The 15,114-nt window shown below is 65.7% G+C and carries 17 protein-coding genes and 1 tRNA gene; 13 read left to right on the top strand and 5 right to left on the bottom strand.

What is annotated here, in order from left to right; genetic code table 11:
* Positions 1-73 precede the first annotated feature (73 nt).
* The 7 genes from MVC20_RS14620 to dapD all read left to right on the top strand — a co-directional run bounded on the left by MVC20_RS14620 (position 74) and on the right by dapD (position 5,971).
* Complete coding sequence (locus MVC20_RS14620) at positions 74-1,372, top strand: FAD-dependent oxidoreductase (RefSeq protein WP_297542634.1); 1,299 nt, start codon at positions 74-76, stop codon at positions 1,370-1,372.
* On the top strand, positions 1,369-2,124 hold the full coding sequence (locus MVC20_RS14625) for a DUF1365 domain-containing protein (RefSeq protein ID WP_297542635.1): 756 nt from the start codon (positions 1,369-1,371) through the stop codon (positions 2,122-2,124). Before MVC20_RS14620 ends, MVC20_RS14625 begins: the two co-directional genes overlap by 4 nt.
* Positions 2,121-3,362, top strand: a complete 1,242-nt coding sequence (locus tag MVC20_RS14630) for an MFS transporter (protein WP_297542637.1) — start codon at positions 2,121-2,123, stop codon at positions 3,360-3,362. Before MVC20_RS14625 ends, MVC20_RS14630 begins: the two co-directional genes overlap by 4 nt.
* A gap of 4 nt (positions 3,363-3,366) precedes the next feature.
* On the top strand, positions 3,367-3,927 hold the full coding sequence (locus MVC20_RS14635; protein WP_297542639.1) for a DUF3833 family protein: 561 nt from the start codon (positions 3,367-3,369) through the stop codon (positions 3,925-3,927).
* Entirely contained in the window at positions 3,924-4,658 is a 735-nt protein-coding gene (locus MVC20_RS14640) for an SDR family NAD(P)-dependent oxidoreductase (RefSeq protein ID WP_297542641.1), read from the top strand. The genes MVC20_RS14635 and MVC20_RS14640 overlap by 4 nt, the downstream gene beginning before the upstream one ends.
* Positions 4,659-4,726: 68 nt before the next feature.
* Positions 4,727-5,053, top strand: a complete 327-nt coding sequence (locus tag MVC20_RS14645) for a DUF3775 domain-containing protein (protein WP_297542642.1) — start codon at positions 4,727-4,729, stop codon at positions 5,051-5,053.
* Between the two features lie 90 nt (positions 5,054-5,143).
* Positions 5,144-5,971: a 2,3,4,5-tetrahydropyridine-2,6-dicarboxylate N-succinyltransferase gene (dapD, locus tag MVC20_RS14650; protein WP_297542644.1), complete on the top strand. Its 828-nt coding sequence runs from the start codon at positions 5,144-5,146 to the stop codon at positions 5,969-5,971.
* 358 nt (positions 5,972-6,329) lie between these two features.
* Here the strand turns inward: dapD and ykgO are convergent, their stop codons facing one another.
* Both ykgO and MVC20_RS14660 read right to left on the bottom strand, forming a co-directional pair.
* On the bottom strand, positions 6,330-6,455 hold the full coding sequence (ykgO, locus tag MVC20_RS14655; protein WP_008282420.1) for a type B 50S ribosomal protein L36: 126 nt from the start codon (positions 6,453-6,455) through the stop codon (positions 6,330-6,332).
* Between the two features lie 77 nt (positions 6,456-6,532).
* A tRNA-Val gene (locus MVC20_RS14660) sits at positions 6,533-6,607 on the bottom strand.
* 144 nt (positions 6,608-6,751) lie between these two features.
* Here MVC20_RS14660 and MVC20_RS14665 point away from each other — a divergent pair.
* On the top strand, positions 6,752-7,615 hold the full coding sequence (locus tag MVC20_RS14665; RefSeq protein WP_297542649.1) for an N-formylglutamate amidohydrolase: 864 nt from the start codon (positions 6,752-6,754) through the stop codon (positions 7,613-7,615).
* Between the two features lie 239 nt (positions 7,616-7,854).
* Here MVC20_RS14665 and MVC20_RS14670 read toward each other — a convergent pair whose 3' ends face one another.
* Entirely contained in the window at positions 7,855-9,108 is a 1,254-nt protein-coding gene (locus MVC20_RS14670; RefSeq protein ID WP_297542651.1) for a DNA polymerase IV, read from the bottom strand.
* A 170-nt stretch (positions 9,109-9,278) separates the two neighbouring features.
* Positions 9,279-11,294, bottom strand: a complete 2,016-nt coding sequence (gene tkt, locus MVC20_RS14675; RefSeq protein ID WP_297542653.1) for a transketolase — start codon at positions 11,292-11,294, stop codon at positions 9,279-9,281.
* A 210-nt stretch (positions 11,295-11,504) separates the two neighbouring features.
* On the opposite strand from tkt, the gene MVC20_RS14680 reads away from it, so the two are divergent.
* The 3 genes from MVC20_RS14680 to MVC20_RS14690 are packed head-to-tail and all read left to right on the top strand — an operon-like array spanning position 11,505 to position 12,820.
* A complete protein-coding gene (locus MVC20_RS14680; protein WP_297542655.1) occupies positions 11,505-12,008 on the top strand; it encodes a hypothetical protein in 504 nt (167 codons plus the stop codon).
* Complete coding sequence (locus MVC20_RS14685; protein WP_297542657.1) at positions 12,001-12,396, top strand: cell division protein ZapA; 396 nt, start codon at positions 12,001-12,003, stop codon at positions 12,394-12,396. The genes MVC20_RS14680 and MVC20_RS14685 overlap by 8 nt, the downstream gene beginning before the upstream one ends.
* Before the next feature lie 19 nt (positions 12,397-12,415).
* Positions 12,416-12,820: a DUF1499 domain-containing protein gene (locus MVC20_RS14690; protein WP_297542659.1), complete on the top strand. Its 405-nt coding sequence runs from the start codon at positions 12,416-12,418 to the stop codon at positions 12,818-12,820.
* On the opposite strand, the gene MVC20_RS14695 is transcribed toward MVC20_RS14690, so the two are convergent.
* Positions 12,752-13,039, bottom strand: coding sequence for a hypothetical protein (locus MVC20_RS14695; RefSeq protein WP_297542661.1), 288 nt, complete (start codon positions 13,037-13,039; stop codon positions 12,752-12,754). The genes MVC20_RS14690 and MVC20_RS14695 overlap by 69 nt on opposite strands.
* Before the next feature lie 64 nt (positions 13,040-13,103).
* On the opposite strand from MVC20_RS14695, the gene prfA reads away from it, so the two are divergent.
* Both prfA and prmC read left to right on the top strand, forming a co-directional pair.
* Positions 13,104-14,150, top strand: coding sequence for a peptide chain release factor 1 (gene prfA / locus MVC20_RS14700; protein WP_297542663.1), 1,047 nt, complete (start codon positions 13,104-13,106; stop codon positions 14,148-14,150).
* Entirely contained in the window at positions 14,147-15,004 is an 858-nt protein-coding gene (prmC, locus tag MVC20_RS14705) for a peptide chain release factor N(5)-glutamine methyltransferase (RefSeq protein ID WP_297542665.1), read from the top strand. Before prfA ends, prmC begins: the two co-directional genes overlap by 4 nt.
* Positions 15,005-15,114 lie beyond the last annotated feature (110 nt).

Here is a 15,114-nt window from a genome sequence, read left to right on the forward strand (position 1 = left end):
TCCGTTTGCGGTTTCGGCCCGTAATGATTGGTATGAACGCAGACAAACTGCACATAGACAGGTGAAACGCCCCATGCCCTTTGAGACGAGCGCCGCCGCGCGCAAGAAAATCGCCGTGATCGGCGCCGGTATTACGGGAATGGGGGCGGCGGAGCGATTGGCGGACAAGCACCATGTCGTGCTGTTCGAAGCCGAGGCGCGGCTGGGGGGCCATGCGCGTACGATCATGGCGGGCAAGCGCGGGGATCAACCGGTCGATACCGGCTTTATCGTGTTCAACTATGCCACCTATCCGCATCTGAGCGCGCTGTTCGAGCGGCTGGATGTGGCCGTGACCCCGAGCACCATGAGTTTCGGGGCCTCTTTCCGGGGCGGTGCGCTGGAATACGGGCTTCAGGGTGCGGGCGCGTATTTTGCGCAGCGGCGCAATCTGGCCAACCCGGCGCATTGGGCGATGCTGCGCGATATATTCCGGTTCAACGCCGGGGCGCTGGAGGCCAGCCGCGAGCCGGGTTTGACCATGGGCGGGCTGATTGCCAAGATGAAGCTGGGCCGCGCGTTCCGCGACTATTATCTCACGCCCTTTTCCGGCGCGATCTGGTCGATGCCGGTGGAGCAGGTGTTGGATTTTCCGGCGCAGGCGCTGGTGACATTCTTCAAGCAGCATGGCCTGCTTGGCTATAGCGAACAGCATCAGTGGTATACGGTGGTCGGCGGGTCGGTGGCCTATGTCAGCCGGTTGCGCCAATCCTTGTATTCAAAGGGCGTCGAGATCCGGCTGGGCGCGCCGGTGGCGGGTATCCGGCGTCTGGCCGAGGGGGTCGAGGTGCGGGCCGAGGCGGGCGACTGGGAGCCGTTCGACGAGGTGGTGATCGCCGCCCATAGCGATGACGCGCTGCGGCTGCTGGCGGATGCCGATGAGACCGAGCGCCGCGACGTGGGCGCGATTGCCTATCAGCCCAATGACATCATCCTGCATGCCGACACGAGCGTGATGCCGCGTCGCCGGGCGGTCTGGTCGTCGTGGAATTACACCGAGGCCCAGGTCAAACGGGCGGGGCAGATTGATCTGACCTATTGGATGAACAGCCTGCAACCCATTCCGCAGGACGATCCGCATTTCGTCACCCTCAACACCACGCGGCCCATTCGCGAGGCGTTGATCTATGATCAGGTGACGCTGCGCCATCCGGTCTACGATCTGGAGGCGGTGGCGGCACAAAGCCGCGTGCGGGCCGGAAACGGGCGGCGGAACACGTGGTTTTGCGGCGCCTGGATGCGGCACGGGTTTCACGAGGACGGGCTGTCGAGCGGGCTGGAAGTGGCAGAGGCGCTCTGCGCCAAGGCCGCGCAGACCGTGGCGGTGGCGTGAGCCGGGTCGATCATATCGCAGGCCATACCTGGCATGGGCGCAAGGGCGGGATCGAGAATGCCTTTCGCTACGGCATTGATTACGTGCTGCTGGATGCTGAGGCGGAGGTTGCCGCGCCACGCCTCTTTGGGCGCAACCGGCGGGGGCTGGTCTCGGTCTGGGACCGCGATCACGGTGGCGCGCCGGGGCAGGGGCACGGGGCCGCCTGGGTGCGTGCGGTGCTGGCGGAACGGCAGATCCCCGCGCCCGCGCGCATCGAGCTGTTGGCACAGCCGCGCATGTTGGGCCATGTGTTCAACCCGGTCAGTTTCTGGATATGCCGCGATGCCGCCGGTCAGGTTCCGGTGATCATCGCCGAGGTCACGAATACCTATGGGGATCGTCATTCCTATCTCTGCCACCGCGACGACATGGGGCCGATCACGGCTGAGGACAGACTCCACGCGCGCAAGATGTTCCATGTCTCGCCCTTTCTGAAGATCGAGGGCGGGTATGAATTCCGCTTTGATCTGCGCGCGGACCGGATTGGCATCTGGATTGATTTCAGCGGCGGGTATGGCGGGGTGATCGCCACGCTGGTGGGCACGCGCAAGCCCTTGACCACGGGCGGGCTGATCCGGGCCATGCTGCGGCGGCCCTTTGGGTCGCGGCGGGTGCTGGGCCTGATCCATTGGCAGGCGCTGAAGCTGTGGTGGAAGGGGGCGCGGTTTCACAGCCGCCCGGCACCGCCTGCCGACGAGGTCAGCCGGTGAGTGCGGTTCTGACCGGGACAGTGGCGCAGAGCGCGCCGCGCCTTCCGGGCTATGCGCTCTTTGGGGCCATGCTCGCGGCGGCGGGGCTGCCGCTCTATATCCATGCGCCGAAATTCTATGTGGATGAATATGGCGTGTCCTTGGGTGCGCTGGGCGCGGTGCTCTTTGCATTGCGGCTGGTGGATGTGGTGCAGGACCCGGCGCTGGGGCGTTTGGCAGAGCGGCTGCGGACCCATCGCGCGGTGAGCATCTGGGTCGCGGTGGCGGTGATGGCGGCGGCGATGCTGGGCCTGTTTGCGGTTGTGCCGCCGATTGCGCCGCTCTGGTGGTTCGCGGCGATGCTGGTGCTGGTGTTTTCGGCCTTCAGCTATCTCACCATCTGCTTTTACGCGCAGGGCGTGGCCACGGCGGCGGCGCTGCCGGGGCAGGGGCATTTGCGGCTGGCGCGGTGGCGGGAAACCGGCGCGCTGTTGGGGATATGCGCGGCGGCGGTGGCCCCGGTGGTCCTGGGCGGCTTTGGCGGCTTTGCCGTCAGCTTTGCGATTTTGTCGGGGCTGGCGGTGCTGGCCATGCTTGGGCAATGGCAGGATTGCGGCGGGGTGCCCGGCACAGGCTTTGGCCCGGTGTTGCGCGATGGGGTCGCCCGACGGCTCTTGCTGGTGGCGATGGTCAATGCGGCCCCTGTCGCGGTGAGTTCGACGCTCTTTCTATTTTTCGTCGAAAGCCGGTTGCAGGCCCCCGGATGGGAAGGCCCGTTTCTCTTGCTGTTTTTCCTGTCCGCGGCTGCGGCAGCCCCGGCCTGGGGGGGATTGGCGGAGCGGTTTGGCGCGAAGCGGATGCTCTTGGCGGGCATGGTTCTGTCGATTGCGGCTTTTGCCGGGGCGGTCACGCTGGGGGCGGGCGATCTCTGGGCCTTTGCGGTGATCTGCCTCGCCTCTGGGGCGGCGATGGGCGCGGATATGACACTCTTGCCCGCCCTCTTTGCGCGCCGGATGGCGCAGGTATCGCCGGGGGCGGCAGAGGCCTTTGGCCTCTGGTCCTTTGTGTCGAAATTCACGCTGGCGCTGGCGGCGGTGGCGCTCTTGCCGCTGCTGGAGGCGGGCGGATTCGTGGCGGGGCAAAGCAATGCGGCGGGTGCGCTGACCTTGCTCAGCCTGCTTTATGGCGGCTTGCCCTGCGTGCTGAAGGTTCTGGCCATACTTCTCTTGGCCAGAACACCGATTGAGGAAAGGAGCTGATCTGATGGAGGCTTTGGGGTGGGCCTTGCTGGGGGCCGTTGCGATGTTGGCGCTGGGGATGCTGAAGGAGCGATATGCCGGGTTTCGCGCACAGGCCCCCGAGGATTATGCGAAACAGGTGCCGCAATTCGATCTGCGCGAGCATCTGAGTGGCGCGATCAAATGCGAAGGGGTGATTTACGGCCCTCTGGGGCGGGTCGCGTCGCGATTCACCGGCGATTTCGAGGCCAGTTGGCAGGGCAATCGTGGCGTGATGCGCGAGCATTTCGAATATGACAGCGGCAATGCGCAGGATCGCGAGTGGCAGCTTGAACTGGGCAATGATGGCAGCATCCGGGCCGAGGCCGAGGATCTGGTGGGCACAGGCACGGGACGGCAGATGGGGGCCGCCGCGCGGCTTTGTTATCGAATCCGGCTGCCGAAAGAGGCGGGGGGCCATGTTCTGAGTGTCACCGACTGGATGTATCTGGCCCCCAACGGGGTGGTGGTCAATCGCAGCCAGTTCCGCAAGTTCGGGATCAAGGTGGCGGAGCTGGTCGCGGTAATGCGGCGGGTCGAGGCATGATGGACTGGAGCGGCAAACGCTATTGGCTGGTGGGGGCAAGCGAGGGTCTGGGCGCGGCACTGGCGCACAAGATCAGCGCCGCCGGGGCCGAGGTGATCGTGTCGGCGCGCAGTGCCGAGCGGCTGGACGAGGTCGTGGCCGGGTTGCCGGGGCGGGCGCGGGCCGTGCCCATGGATGTGCAGGACGCCGAGAGCGTGGCCGGGGCCGCGCGCGCGGTGGGGCAAATCGACGGGCTGGTGTGGCTGGCCGGGGTTTACTGGCCGATGCCCGCGACCGCGTGGGCCCCCGAAGAGGCGGTGGCCATGGCGGATGTGAATTTCACCGGTGCCATCCGGGTGATTGGCGCCGTGCTGCCCGATATGGTGGCGCGGGACGCGGGCCATGTGGTGCTCACCGGGTCGCTCTCGGGGTTTCGCGGGCTGCCGGGGGCGATCGGCTATGCCGCGTCCAAGGCCGGGGTCATGTCGTTGGCGGAATCGCTGCGCGCGGACCTGTGGCGCACCGGCGTGCGGGTGCAACTGGCCAACCCGGGTTTCATCAAGACACGGCTGACGGACAAGAACCAGTTTCGCATGCCCTTTCTCATGACCCCCGAGGCCGCGGCCCAAGAGATGTTCGAATTGATGTGCGACGAGGCGGCGTTTCAGCGGCATTTCCCGCGCCTTTTCAGCTATGTCTTTCGTTTGTCACGGTTTTTGCCGGATTGGGCCTATTACCGTCTGTTTGCGTGAGATCAAGGACGGGTGGCTGTGCGCCCGGCAATCCTGTGCTAGGATAAGCGCGACAGGAGGACGGGGCCATGCTGGACATCACGGTACATAAAATCGCACAGGTGGTGCTGATGGCGCGGGAACTGGAACGCGCCGAGGGCGAATTGCGCGCCTTTATCGACCGGCTCAGCGAAGAGGAGCAGGCAAGCCTTGTTGCCGTGATGTGGATCGGGCGCGGCAGTTTCGAGGCCGAGGAACTCGAAGACGCCAAGCGCACCGCCTATGAAGAGGCGACGACGCCCTGCGCCGATTACCTCTTGGGCACACCGCATCTGTCGGATCATCTGGAAAATGGCCTGGATGCGCTGGGATTGTCGGCCTCGGATGACGAGGATGAACTGATCCGGGGCGGCTGAGCGGATTCGGGTGCCGCGGTCGCATTGATCCTGCCTGCGCTTGGCCCTATAGGCGAGGGGGACACGCGATGGAAACCCGAGGAGACGCCCATGTCGAACGCCGCATTGGAAACCGCAATCGAAGCCGCCTGGGAGGCGCGCGACACGATCACCTCCGCCACGGGAGGCGAGACCCGCGAGGCCATCGAGGAAACGCTGGCGGCGCTTGACAGCGGCAGCCTGCGGGTGGCGGAGCGGCAGGCGGATGGCCAGTGGCATGTGAACCAGTGGGCCAAGAAGGCGGTGCTTCTGGGGTTCCGGATCAAGGATATGGAAGTGCACGCTGGCGGGCCGCAGGGCGCGGGCTGGTGGGACAAGGTCGACAGCAAGTTCAAGGGCTGGGGCGACAACGAGTGGAAGGCGGCGGGATTCCGCGCCGTGCCCAACTGCGTCGTGCGCAAGTCGGCCTATATCGCGCCGGGCGTGGTGCTGATGCCGTCCTTTGTCAATCTCGGCGCCTATGTGGACAGCGGCACCATGGTGGATACCTGGGCCACGGTGGGGTCTTGCGCGCAGATCGGCAAGAATGTGCATCTCTCGGGCGGTGTGGGCATCGGCGGCGTGCTGGAGCCGATGCAGGCGGGACCGACGATCATCGAGGACAATTGCTTTATCGGCGCGCGCTCCGAGGTGGTCGAGGGCTGTATCGTGCGCGAAGGATCGGTTCTGGGCATGGGGGTTTTCATCGGGAAATCCACCAAGATCGTGGACCGCGAGACCGGCGAGGTCATGTATGGCGAAGTGCCGCCCTATTCGGTCGTCGTCGCGGGCTCGATGCCGTCGAAGAATGGCATCAACCTTTATTGCGCGGTGATCGTCAAGCGGGTGGACGCGCAGACGCGTTCCAAGACCGGGATCAACGAGTTGCTGAGGGATTGAGAGGGCAGGCGCAGGGGCGTGCCCTCTGCGCCAAATAGTCTTTGCGCGGAATCAAGGTGCCGCAGGCACCGCCGCGCAGCGGTCATGCCGACGGCATGCCTCTGGCATGACCCGCCCCCTTTCTCTCGGCACGCCTCTGGCGTGACGGGCGGGCGCTTTTGCAACGGCCCATCTCATTGAAAACGCGAAAGACGTCTCAGGCATAACGTGCCAATCACATCTGTTGCTGCGCCCACTCGGCGGACGGGCACCGCGCGGCTTGTTTCGCGAGGCAAGCCACGCAAAGAGCCATCCCCCAAAGAAAAACCCCGCCGGTTGGGCGGGGTTTTGATCCTTCAGCCTTGGGGCTGATCGCGGCTCAGCCCTGACGGGCTTTGAAACGCGGCTGGGTCTTGTTGATCACGTAGACGCGGCCTTTGCGGCGCACGACACGGCAATCCCGGTGCCGGTTCTTGAGCGAGCGGAGCGAATTACGAACCTTCATGGTCGTCTCCTCGGTTGTCGCGGCGCGGGCCAGCGCCTGGGGTTGCGGGCGTCCCGATGTGCGGGACAGTGAATTCATGGTGGGCGATACAAGGTTCGAACTTGTGACCCCTTCGATGTCAACGAAGTGCTCTACCACTGAGCTAATCGCCCATGAATGCCAGCCGATCGCCTGCCCCAAAAAGAGGGGCGCGGAAATCCGCGCCGGTTCGGTGGTCTATAAAAGGAGTCGGAGAGGGGATCAAGGGCTTTTAGAACACCAATTTCAGTCTATTATCACCGGTGAAAGGAACATGCATGCCAAAGGTTGCCTATCACCTCACGCATCCCGAACGGCGGACCACCGCGGTGGTGTTCGCCTCGCCTCATAGCGGGCGGGATTACCCCTGGACCTTTCTGCGCCGCACCAAGCTGAACGAGCATTCGGTGCGCTCGTCCGAGGATGCGTTTGTCGATCAACTGTTCGATGTGGCACCGCGTTTTGGCGCGCCGTTCATCAAGGCTGGCGCCCCGCGCGCCTATGTCGATCTGAACCGCAGCGCCGATGAGTTGGACCCGGCCCTGATCGAGGGCGTGGCGCGGCAGGGGCATAATCCGCGCGTCGCCTCGGGGCTGGGTGTCATTCCGCGCGTCGTGGCCAATGGGCAGGCGATCTATTCGGGCAAGCTGAGCATGACCGAGGCAGAGCACCGGATCGAGAATTACTGGAAGCCCTATCACACGGCGCTGCAGGGGCAGCTGGATCAGGCGCATCTGATGTTCGGGCAGTCCATTCTGATTGATTGCCATTCGATGCCGCATGAGGCGATGGATGCGGTGGCGCGGCGCGGCGTGCGCCGGCCCGAGATCGTTCTGGGCGACCGGTTCGGGGCGGCGGCGGATGGGGCGATCGTGGACCGGATCGAGGCGGCCTTTGTGCGGGCGGGTCTGGTGGTCACGCGCAACACGCCTTTTGCCGGGGCCTATATCACGCAGGCTTATGGCCGCCCTGGGCGCGCGCGCCATGCGGTGCAAGTGGAGATTGACCGCGCGCTCTACATGAACGAGCGGCTCATCCGGCCCAATGGCAATTTCGAGGCGTTCCGCAAATTGCTGTCCGGGGTGATCCATGACATCGCGGAGATCGGGCGCGCCGAGGCGCGGCCACTGGCGGCGGAGTAGGGGGCAGGTTTTATAGCTGAGCCGCGCGGTGCCCGACCGCCGGGTGGGCGCAGCAACAGTATTCATTGGCAATTTATGCCTGCCAAGTCTTCCGCGTTTTTAGTGAGGTGAGCCGTTGCAAATGCGCCCGCCCGGTGGGGCGGTCGGGCGCAGCGCGGCGGTGCCTGCGGCACCTTGATTCCGCGCCATGGTGATTGGGGCATAGCTCAAAACATGATCGAACCTCCCGCGCCCAATCCCTACCGCAAGGCCCGCCCTTTCACGATTGCATCTGGCCCGAATTTGGCGCGGATGGCGTCGGTGGCGCGCTCTGCGCCAGCGCGGCGGGTGGCCTGGGGGTCCAAGAGATCGCCTGAGCGGTCGGCGGCGGTCTCGGGCACAAGATCCGACAGGCCGACGCCGATCAGCCGGTAGGCGGCCCCCTCGGGCACCTGATCGAGGAGCGCGCGGGCGGTGCGATAGAGCGTGTCGGCAAGCTGGGTGGCGTCGCGCAGGGCGTGGCGGCGGGTGAGCAGCGTGTGATCGGCGCGCTTGAGCTTGAGCGTGACGACGCGGCCAGCAAGGGCGCGGGCCTTGGCGCGGTCAGCCACCTTTTCCGCGAGCCGCCAGATGTGGCCATCGAGCAGGTCGCGGTCGCGGGTGTCCTCGTAGAATGTCGTTTCGTTCGAGATGGATTTGACCGGCGCATTGGCCGAGACGCGGCGGCGGTCCTGCCCGCGCGCCAGATGCCAGAGCCGGTCGCCCATCGCGCCAAAGCGCGCGTTGAGATCGCGGCGGTCCCACCGAAGGAGATCGGCAAAGCTGCGGATGCCCGCGTCATTCAGCGCCTTGAGGGTGGACTGGCCCACGCCCCAGATGAGGCTGACGGGGCGGTCGCGCAGGAAGTCGGCGGTTTCCCCCGCGCCGATCACGGCAAAGCCATGAGGTTTGTCGAGGTCCGAGGCGATCTTGGCCAGAAACTTGTTGTGACTGAGACCGATGGAGCCGGTCAGGCCCAACTCGTCGCGCATCCGCTTGATGAGGCGCGCGAGCATCACGGCGGGCGGTGCGCCATGCAGGCGCGCGGTGCCGGTGAGGTCCAGAAACGCCTCATCCAGCGAGAGCGGTTCCACGTCCGGCGTGAGATCGAGCATCATGGCGCGGATGGCGCGCGAGGCCTCGGCATAGACCTGCATGCGCGGCTTGATCACCACCGCCTCGGGGCAGAGCTTGAGCGCCTGAAACATCGGCATGGCAGAGCGCACGCCCTTGATGCGAGCGATATAGCAGGCGGTCGAGACCACGCCGCGCCGCCCGCCGCCGATGATGAGCGGCTTGTCGACAAGCTCTGGATTGTCGCGTTTCTCGACCGAGGCGTAGAAGGCATCGCAATCCATATGGGCGATGGAGAGGTCAAAAAGCTCGGGATGGGACACGATGCGGGGGCTGCCGCAGGCGGGACAGCGGCGGGCAGTGTCGAATCGGGTCAGGCAATCGCGACAGAGGCTGGGCATGATGAGAGAGTGTAGGGGTGGCGCACGGGCGCGCGCAAGTTGGGGGATGTGTTGGAAGAGATGCGCGGATCGCTGGGCCGCGGGGCGGCCCGGCGATCCGCGCGGCATACCGAAAAAGAAAGAGCCCGGACGCGGGGCATCCGGGCTCTAAATAAACTGGCTTAGTTCCCTCAGAGCAGGGATTTGACCTTTTCCGCCACGGCCTCGGGGGTGATGCCGAATTCCTTGTAGAGCGTGGGCGCGGGGGCGGAGGCCCCGAAATCGTGCATCCCGACAAAGCCGCCCTTTTCGCGGCGGCCGCGCTCGCCATAGAGCCAGCGGTCCCAGCCAAAGCGGATCGCCGCCTCTATGGCGACGCGCACCGGGCCTGCGGGCAGGACGCGCTTGCGGTAGCTGTCATCCTGTTCCTCGAAGAGTTCCCAGCAGGGCATGGACACCACACGCGTGCCGATGCCCTCGGCTTGCAGAAGATCGCGGGCCTTCATGGCAATCTCGACCTCCGATCCGGTGGCCATCAGGATCGCCTGGCGCTTGCCTTCCGCATCGGCCAGCACATAGGCGCCTTGGGCGGTCAGGTTCTTGGCCTTGTGTTCGCGCCGCAGGGTGGGCAGGCCCTGACGGGTAAGCGACAGGACCGACGGCGTTTCCTTGGAGGTGAGCGCCAGTTCCCAGGCTTCGGCGGTTTCGACCGTGTCGCAGGGGCGGAACACCCAGGTGTTGGGCGTGGCGCGGCTGATCGCGAGATGTTCGATGGGCTGGTGGGTGGGCCCGTCCTCGCCCAGACCGATGCTGTCATGGGTCATCACGAACACGGTCGGGATCTTCATCAGCGCGGCCAGACGCATGGCGGGGCGGGCGTAATCGGTAAAGCACATAAAAGTGCCGCCATAGGGACGGATGCCGCCATGCAGCGCCATGCCGTTCATCGCGGCGGCCATGCCATGTTCGCGAATGCCCCAGTGGATATAGCGGCCCTTGCGGTTGTCCACGTCAAAGACGGTCATGTCGCCCGAGCGGGTGTTGTTCGAGCCCGAGAGATCGGCAGAGCCGCCGACGGTCTCTTGCAGGATCGGGTTCACGACCTCGAGCACCATTTCCGAGGATTGGCGGGTGGCCACCTTGGGGGTCTCGGCACTGATCTGCTTTTTGAGGGCGCGGATGCGCGCGCCGAGTTTCGCCGGCACATCGCGGTTGAAGATGCGGGCGATCTCGGCCTGACGCGCGGGCGAGGCCTCTGCCAGACGCTTGGCCCATGCGGCATGGGTTGCGGCGCCCCGTTGGCCGATTTTCTCCCATGCCGATTTCACATCCGCGGGGATTTCGAACGGGCCATAGGGCCAGCCATAGGCCTCTTTCGCGGCGGCAAGCTGATCGGCATTGGTCAGCGCGCCATGGCCCTTGGAGGTGTCCTGGGCGGCGTGACCAAGGGCGATATGCGTCTTGCAGGCGATCATCGTGGGCTGGGCCGTGGTCTTGGCCTCGGTCAGGGCTGCGTCAATCGCCACCGGGTCATGCCCGTCGATTTCCAGCACATGCCAGCCGGAGGCGCGGAAGCGCGCCACCTGATCGGTGCGATCGGCCAGATCGACGGTGCCGTCGATCGTGATGTTGTTGTTGTCCCAGAGCACGATCAGGCGCGACAGCTCGTGCCGTCCGGCGAGGCCGATGGCCTCCTGGCTCACCCCCTCCATCAAGCAGCCGTCGCCGGCGATGACATAGGTATGGTGATCCATCAGTTTCGCGCCAAAGCGGGCGCGCAGCATCTCTTCGGCCATGGCAAAGCCCACGGCGTTGGAAATCCCCTGACCGAGCGGGCCGGTGGTGGTCTCGATGCCGGTGGCGTGGCCGTATTCCGGGTGGCCTGCGGTTTTCGCGCCCCATTGGCGGAAATTGCGAATCTGCTCGATCGTCATGTCGGCATAGCCGGTCAGATGCAGCAGGGAATAGAGCAGCATCGAGCCATGACCCGCCGAGAGGATGAAGCGGTCGCGGTCGGGCCAGTTGGGGTTGGCGGGATCGAACTTGAGGTGTTTTTCGAACAGCACGGTCGCGACGTCGGCCATGCCCATGGGCATGCCGGAATGGCCGGAGTTGGCGGCAGCGACGGCGTCGAGGGTCAGCGCGCGGATGGCGGTGGCCTTGGACCAGTGATCGGGGTTGGCGGTGCGGAGGGCGGCGATGTCCACGGGGCGTGCATCCTTTGAATGGCAGTGTGTGACGGGTGTATCTGGGCGTTGCATACCAGCCCGGTCCAGAAGTTCAAGCGCGAGGCGGCTGACGCGATGGATTGAGCGGGTTTGGGGGCGCATTTCGCCATTCCTTTCATTAGACTTGATCAAAACCCGCCCGGTGTGCGATTCGTGGGATGGCCGGGCAAACAAGCGAGGACCCCGAGGATGAGCCAGATAAACGAGTTGCAGGCACGGATCACCGCGGCGCTGGATCGCATCGCGCAGGGGCTGGAGGGGCGGCCCGTGGCCGCGCCAGAAGCTGTCGGCGATCCGGAAGAAGTAACGCGGCTGCGCGGGCAGCTGGAGGAAGAGCAACTGGCCAATGCGCAGTTGCAGGAGCGGATCAAGGCGCTGCATGCCAAGCTGGACGCGGTGGAGGGGGCGCAGGCCGAAAGCCTGCGCAAGCTCGACGCGGATCTGCAAGCGCTGCGCAAGGCCAATCAGCAGTTGCGCGACAACAATCAGGCGCTGCGCGACGCGCAGGCGGCGGGCGTGGCCGAGCCGCATCTGATCAACAAGGCGATGATGGCCGAGTTGGAGGGGCTGCGCGCCGCGCGCGGTGCGGATCGGGGCGAGGTCGAGGCGGTGCTGGCGGCCTTGGGGCAGGTGATTGCCGAGGCTGGCACCGCGCCGGAGCAGACAGAGAAAACGGAGACATCGGATGCCTGAGGTTCAGATCGAGATCGGGGGGCGCCGCTTCGAGGTGGCCTGTCAGGCGGGCGAGGAGCATTACCTCCATGCCGCCGCCAAGATGCTGGATGAGGAGGCCACCGTATTGGCGGCACAGATCGGGCGCATCCCCGAGCCGCGCATGTTGCTCATGGCGGGTCTGATGCTGGCCGACAAGACCGCAGGCCTGCAGGACAAGCTGCGCGAGGCCGAGGACCGGCTGGCGGAAAAGGAGGCGGAGTTGGATCAGCTGCGCACCGCACCCGCCCCCGAGGCGCAGCGGATCGAGGTGCCGGTGGTGCCCGATGCGGTGGTCGAGACACTGGCCGAAATCGCCGCGCGGGCCGAGGCACTGGCCGAGACCGTGGACGGGGCACAGGCCGGGTGAGGGGCGCGAGGGCGCTGCGATGAAACTCTGGCTTGGTCTGGTCCTGCTCGGGATCGTGGCGGGGATGGCCTATGTGCGGCTTGCGCCAAGTGATCCGGCGCGTTGGCATGTGATGCCCGAGAGCGCCACGCCGGGCGATCTGGCGGGCGGGGCCGTGCGGGTGGTGCCGGGGGATCTGGCCGCGCTTGATGCCATCATCCGCGCCACGCCGCGCACGCGAGTGCTGGCCGGGGATGTGGCGCAGGGCATGATCACCTATGTCACGCGCTCGCGGCTCTTTGGCTTTCCCGACTATACCACGGTGCGGCAGGACGGCGAGACCCTCGAGATCTACGGGCGTCTGCGCTTTGGCAGGTCAGATCTGGGCGTCAACGCCGCCCGTATCGACGGCTGGTTGCAGCGATTGGGGCAGGCGGGAGGATAGGCATCCATCCGTGATCTTGCGCCACATCGGCACGTTGAGCGACATCTGGCATTGCGCCATGAACATGTTGCCATCGACCTGAAGGCAGATCGTCTCGCCCATTTCGACGCGCGCGCCATTGCGGTCGGTGCAGTAGCATTCCACGGTCTTGCGCCCGATGGTGCCATCGGCGAGCGCCGGGGTGGCGCAGATCAGCAGGAGAGGCAAAAGCGCTTTCATAGGGCGATTCTAGCACAGGTGACGCCTCTTGACCAAGTCACAAGGATGGGACAGAGGATCATCCATGGTACCCTTGGACAGATTGCAACAGATCGCGGAGCGCTTTGACTTTGTCGAGGCGCAGATGATGCAGGGCGGTGGCGATATTGCCCGCCTCGGGCGCGAGTATTCGGAATTGCGGCCCGTGGTCGAAGAGATCCGCGCCTATCGGCAGGCGCTGAACGATCTGGAGGGCGCGCGCGCGATGCTGGGCGACCCCGAGATGCGCGATCTGGCGCGCGAAGAGGTGGCGGCGCTGGAGGCGCGGTTGCCGGAGATGGAGGAACGGCTGCAACTGGCGCTCTTGCCGCGCGACGAGGCGGATGCGCGACCGGCGATCCTGGAAATCCGGCCCGGCACGGGAGGCGAGGAGGCGGCGCTCTTTGCGGCCGACCTCATGCGCATGTATCAGCGCTATACGGAGGCGCGCGGCTGGAGCTTTGAGGTGATCGAGGAACAGCAGAGCGAATTGGGCGGTATCCGCGAATTGGTGGCACGGATCGGCGGTGAGGGGGTCTTTGCCCGCCTCAAATACGAATCGGGGGTTCACCGGGTGCAGCGCGTGCCCGAGACCGAGAGTGGCGGGCGAATCCATACCTCTGCCGCCACGGTGGCGGTGCTGCCCGAGGCGGAGGATGTGGATATCCAGATCAACGCCAATGACCTGCGGATCGACACGATGCGCTCGTCCGGTGCGGGCGGTCAGCATGTCAACACCACCGATTCGGCGGTGCGGATCACGCATTTGCCCACCGGGATCGTGGTTACGAGTTCCGAGAAGTCGCAGCATCGCAACCGCGAGATTGCCATGCAGGTGCTCAAAACCCGGCTCTATGATCTGGAGCGCAACCGCGTGGACAGTGAACGCAGCGCCAATCGGGCGGCGCAGGTGGGCACGGGCGACCGGTCCGAGCGCATTCGCACCTATAATTTCCCGCAAGGGCGGATGACCGATCACCGGATCAACCTGACGCTCTACAAGTTGGAACAGGTCTTGGGCGGGGACCTGGATGAGGTGATCGACGCGCTGACGGCGGATGCGCAGGCCACATTGCTGGCCGAGATGTCGTGACCCTGCGCGAGGCCCTGCTTGAGGCGGCGCGGCGGCTGGAGGCGGCGGGCATCGACGGGGCGGCGGGGGATGCGCGCGCGCTCTTGGCCGAGGCAGTTGGGATCGCGCGGGACCGGCTGACGCTGCATCTGGGGGATGACCTGGAGCCGGGGGCGGCTGAGCGGTTCGCGGCGATGATCGCGCGGCGCGCGGCGCGGGAACCTGTGGCCAAGATCCTCGGGCGGCGGGAGTTCTGGGGGCGGGACTTTGCCGTGACGGCGGATGTGCTCGATCCGCGCCCCGAGACGGAATGCCTGATCGCCGAGGCGCTGGCCGGGCCCAAGCCCCTGACTTTGCTCGATCTTGGCACCGGGAGTGGTATTCTGGCGGTGACGCTCTTGGCGGAATGGCCCGGCACGCGGGGCGTGGCCACGGATATTTCCGAGGCGGCGCTTGCGGTGGCGGCGCGCAATGCCGCGCGGAACGGGGTCGCGGAGCGGCTGGAGTTGATCCGGGCGGATTGGTTCGAGGGCGTCACGGGGGTATTTGACCTGATCGTGTCGAACCCGCCCTATATCGCAATTGATGAAATGACCGGGCTGATGCCGGAGGTGCGCGCGCACGATCCGCGCGGGGCGTTGACCGATGAGGCGGATGGGCTGAGCGCCTATCGCGCGATTGCGGGCGGGGCGGGCGCGCATATGTGCCCCGGTGGGCGGTTGATGGTCGAAATCGGCTGGATGCAGGGGCCGGCGGTGGCCGACATCCTGCGCGCGGCGGGATTCGAGGCGGTGGTGGTCCTGCCTGATCTGGAAGGGCGCGACCGGATTGCAAGCGGTGTCTGGCCGGGAACTTCACGCAGAAATGAGCCATAATCGGCTCGATTTGCGGAAATATTCCGCTTTGCTCTTGTGTGACCGGGCGGCGCGTGCTTATTGGTGTGCAGTCACGACGGAGGATGCCTATTCGGGCGGTCCCGCTTGAC

This window comes from Roseovarius sp. (genome assembly GCF_027019125.1).
Classification (GTDB): domain Bacteria; phylum Pseudomonadota; class Alphaproteobacteria; order Rhodobacterales; family Rhodobacteraceae; genus Roseovarius.

Coding starts and splice junctions, on each gene's coding strand:
- MVC20_RS14620 (WP_297542634.1), top strand. CDS start 74: ATGCCCTTTGAGACGAGCGCCGCCGCGCGCAAGAAAATCGCCGTGATC.
- MVC20_RS14635 (WP_297542639.1), top strand. CDS start 3,367: ATGGAGGCTTTGGGGTGGGCCTTGCTGGGGGCCGTTGCGATGTTGGCG.
- MVC20_RS14640 (WP_297542641.1), top strand. CDS start 3,924: ATGATGGACTGGAGCGGCAAACGCTATTGGCTGGTGGGGGCAAGCGAG.
- MVC20_RS14645 (WP_297542642.1), top strand. CDS start 4,727: ATGCTGGACATCACGGTACATAAAATCGCACAGGTGGTGCTGATGGCG.
- dapD (WP_297542644.1), top strand. CDS start 5,144: ATGTCGAACGCCGCATTGGAAACCGCAATCGAAGCCGCCTGGGAGGCG.
- ykgO (WP_008282420.1), bottom strand. CDS start 6,455: ATGAAGGTTCGTAATTCGCTCCGCTCGCTCAAGAACCGGCACCGGGAT.
- MVC20_RS14665 (WP_297542649.1), top strand. CDS start 6,752: ATGCCAAAGGTTGCCTATCACCTCACGCATCCCGAACGGCGGACCACC.
- MVC20_RS14670 (WP_297542651.1), bottom strand. CDS start 9,108: ATGCCCAGCCTCTGTCGCGATTGCCTGACCCGATTCGACACTGCCCGC.
- MVC20_RS14680 (WP_297542655.1), top strand. CDS start 11,505: ATGAGCCAGATAAACGAGTTGCAGGCACGGATCACCGCGGCGCTGGAT.
- MVC20_RS14685 (WP_297542657.1), top strand. CDS start 12,001: ATGCCTGAGGTTCAGATCGAGATCGGGGGGCGCCGCTTCGAGGTGGCC.
- MVC20_RS14690 (WP_297542659.1), top strand. CDS start 12,416: ATGAAACTCTGGCTTGGTCTGGTCCTGCTCGGGATCGTGGCGGGGATG.
- MVC20_RS14695 (WP_297542661.1), bottom strand. CDS start 13,039: ATGAAAGCGCTTTTGCCTCTCCTGCTGATCTGCGCCACCCCGGCGCTC.
- prfA (WP_297542663.1), top strand. CDS start 13,104: ATGGTACCCTTGGACAGATTGCAACAGATCGCGGAGCGCTTTGACTTT.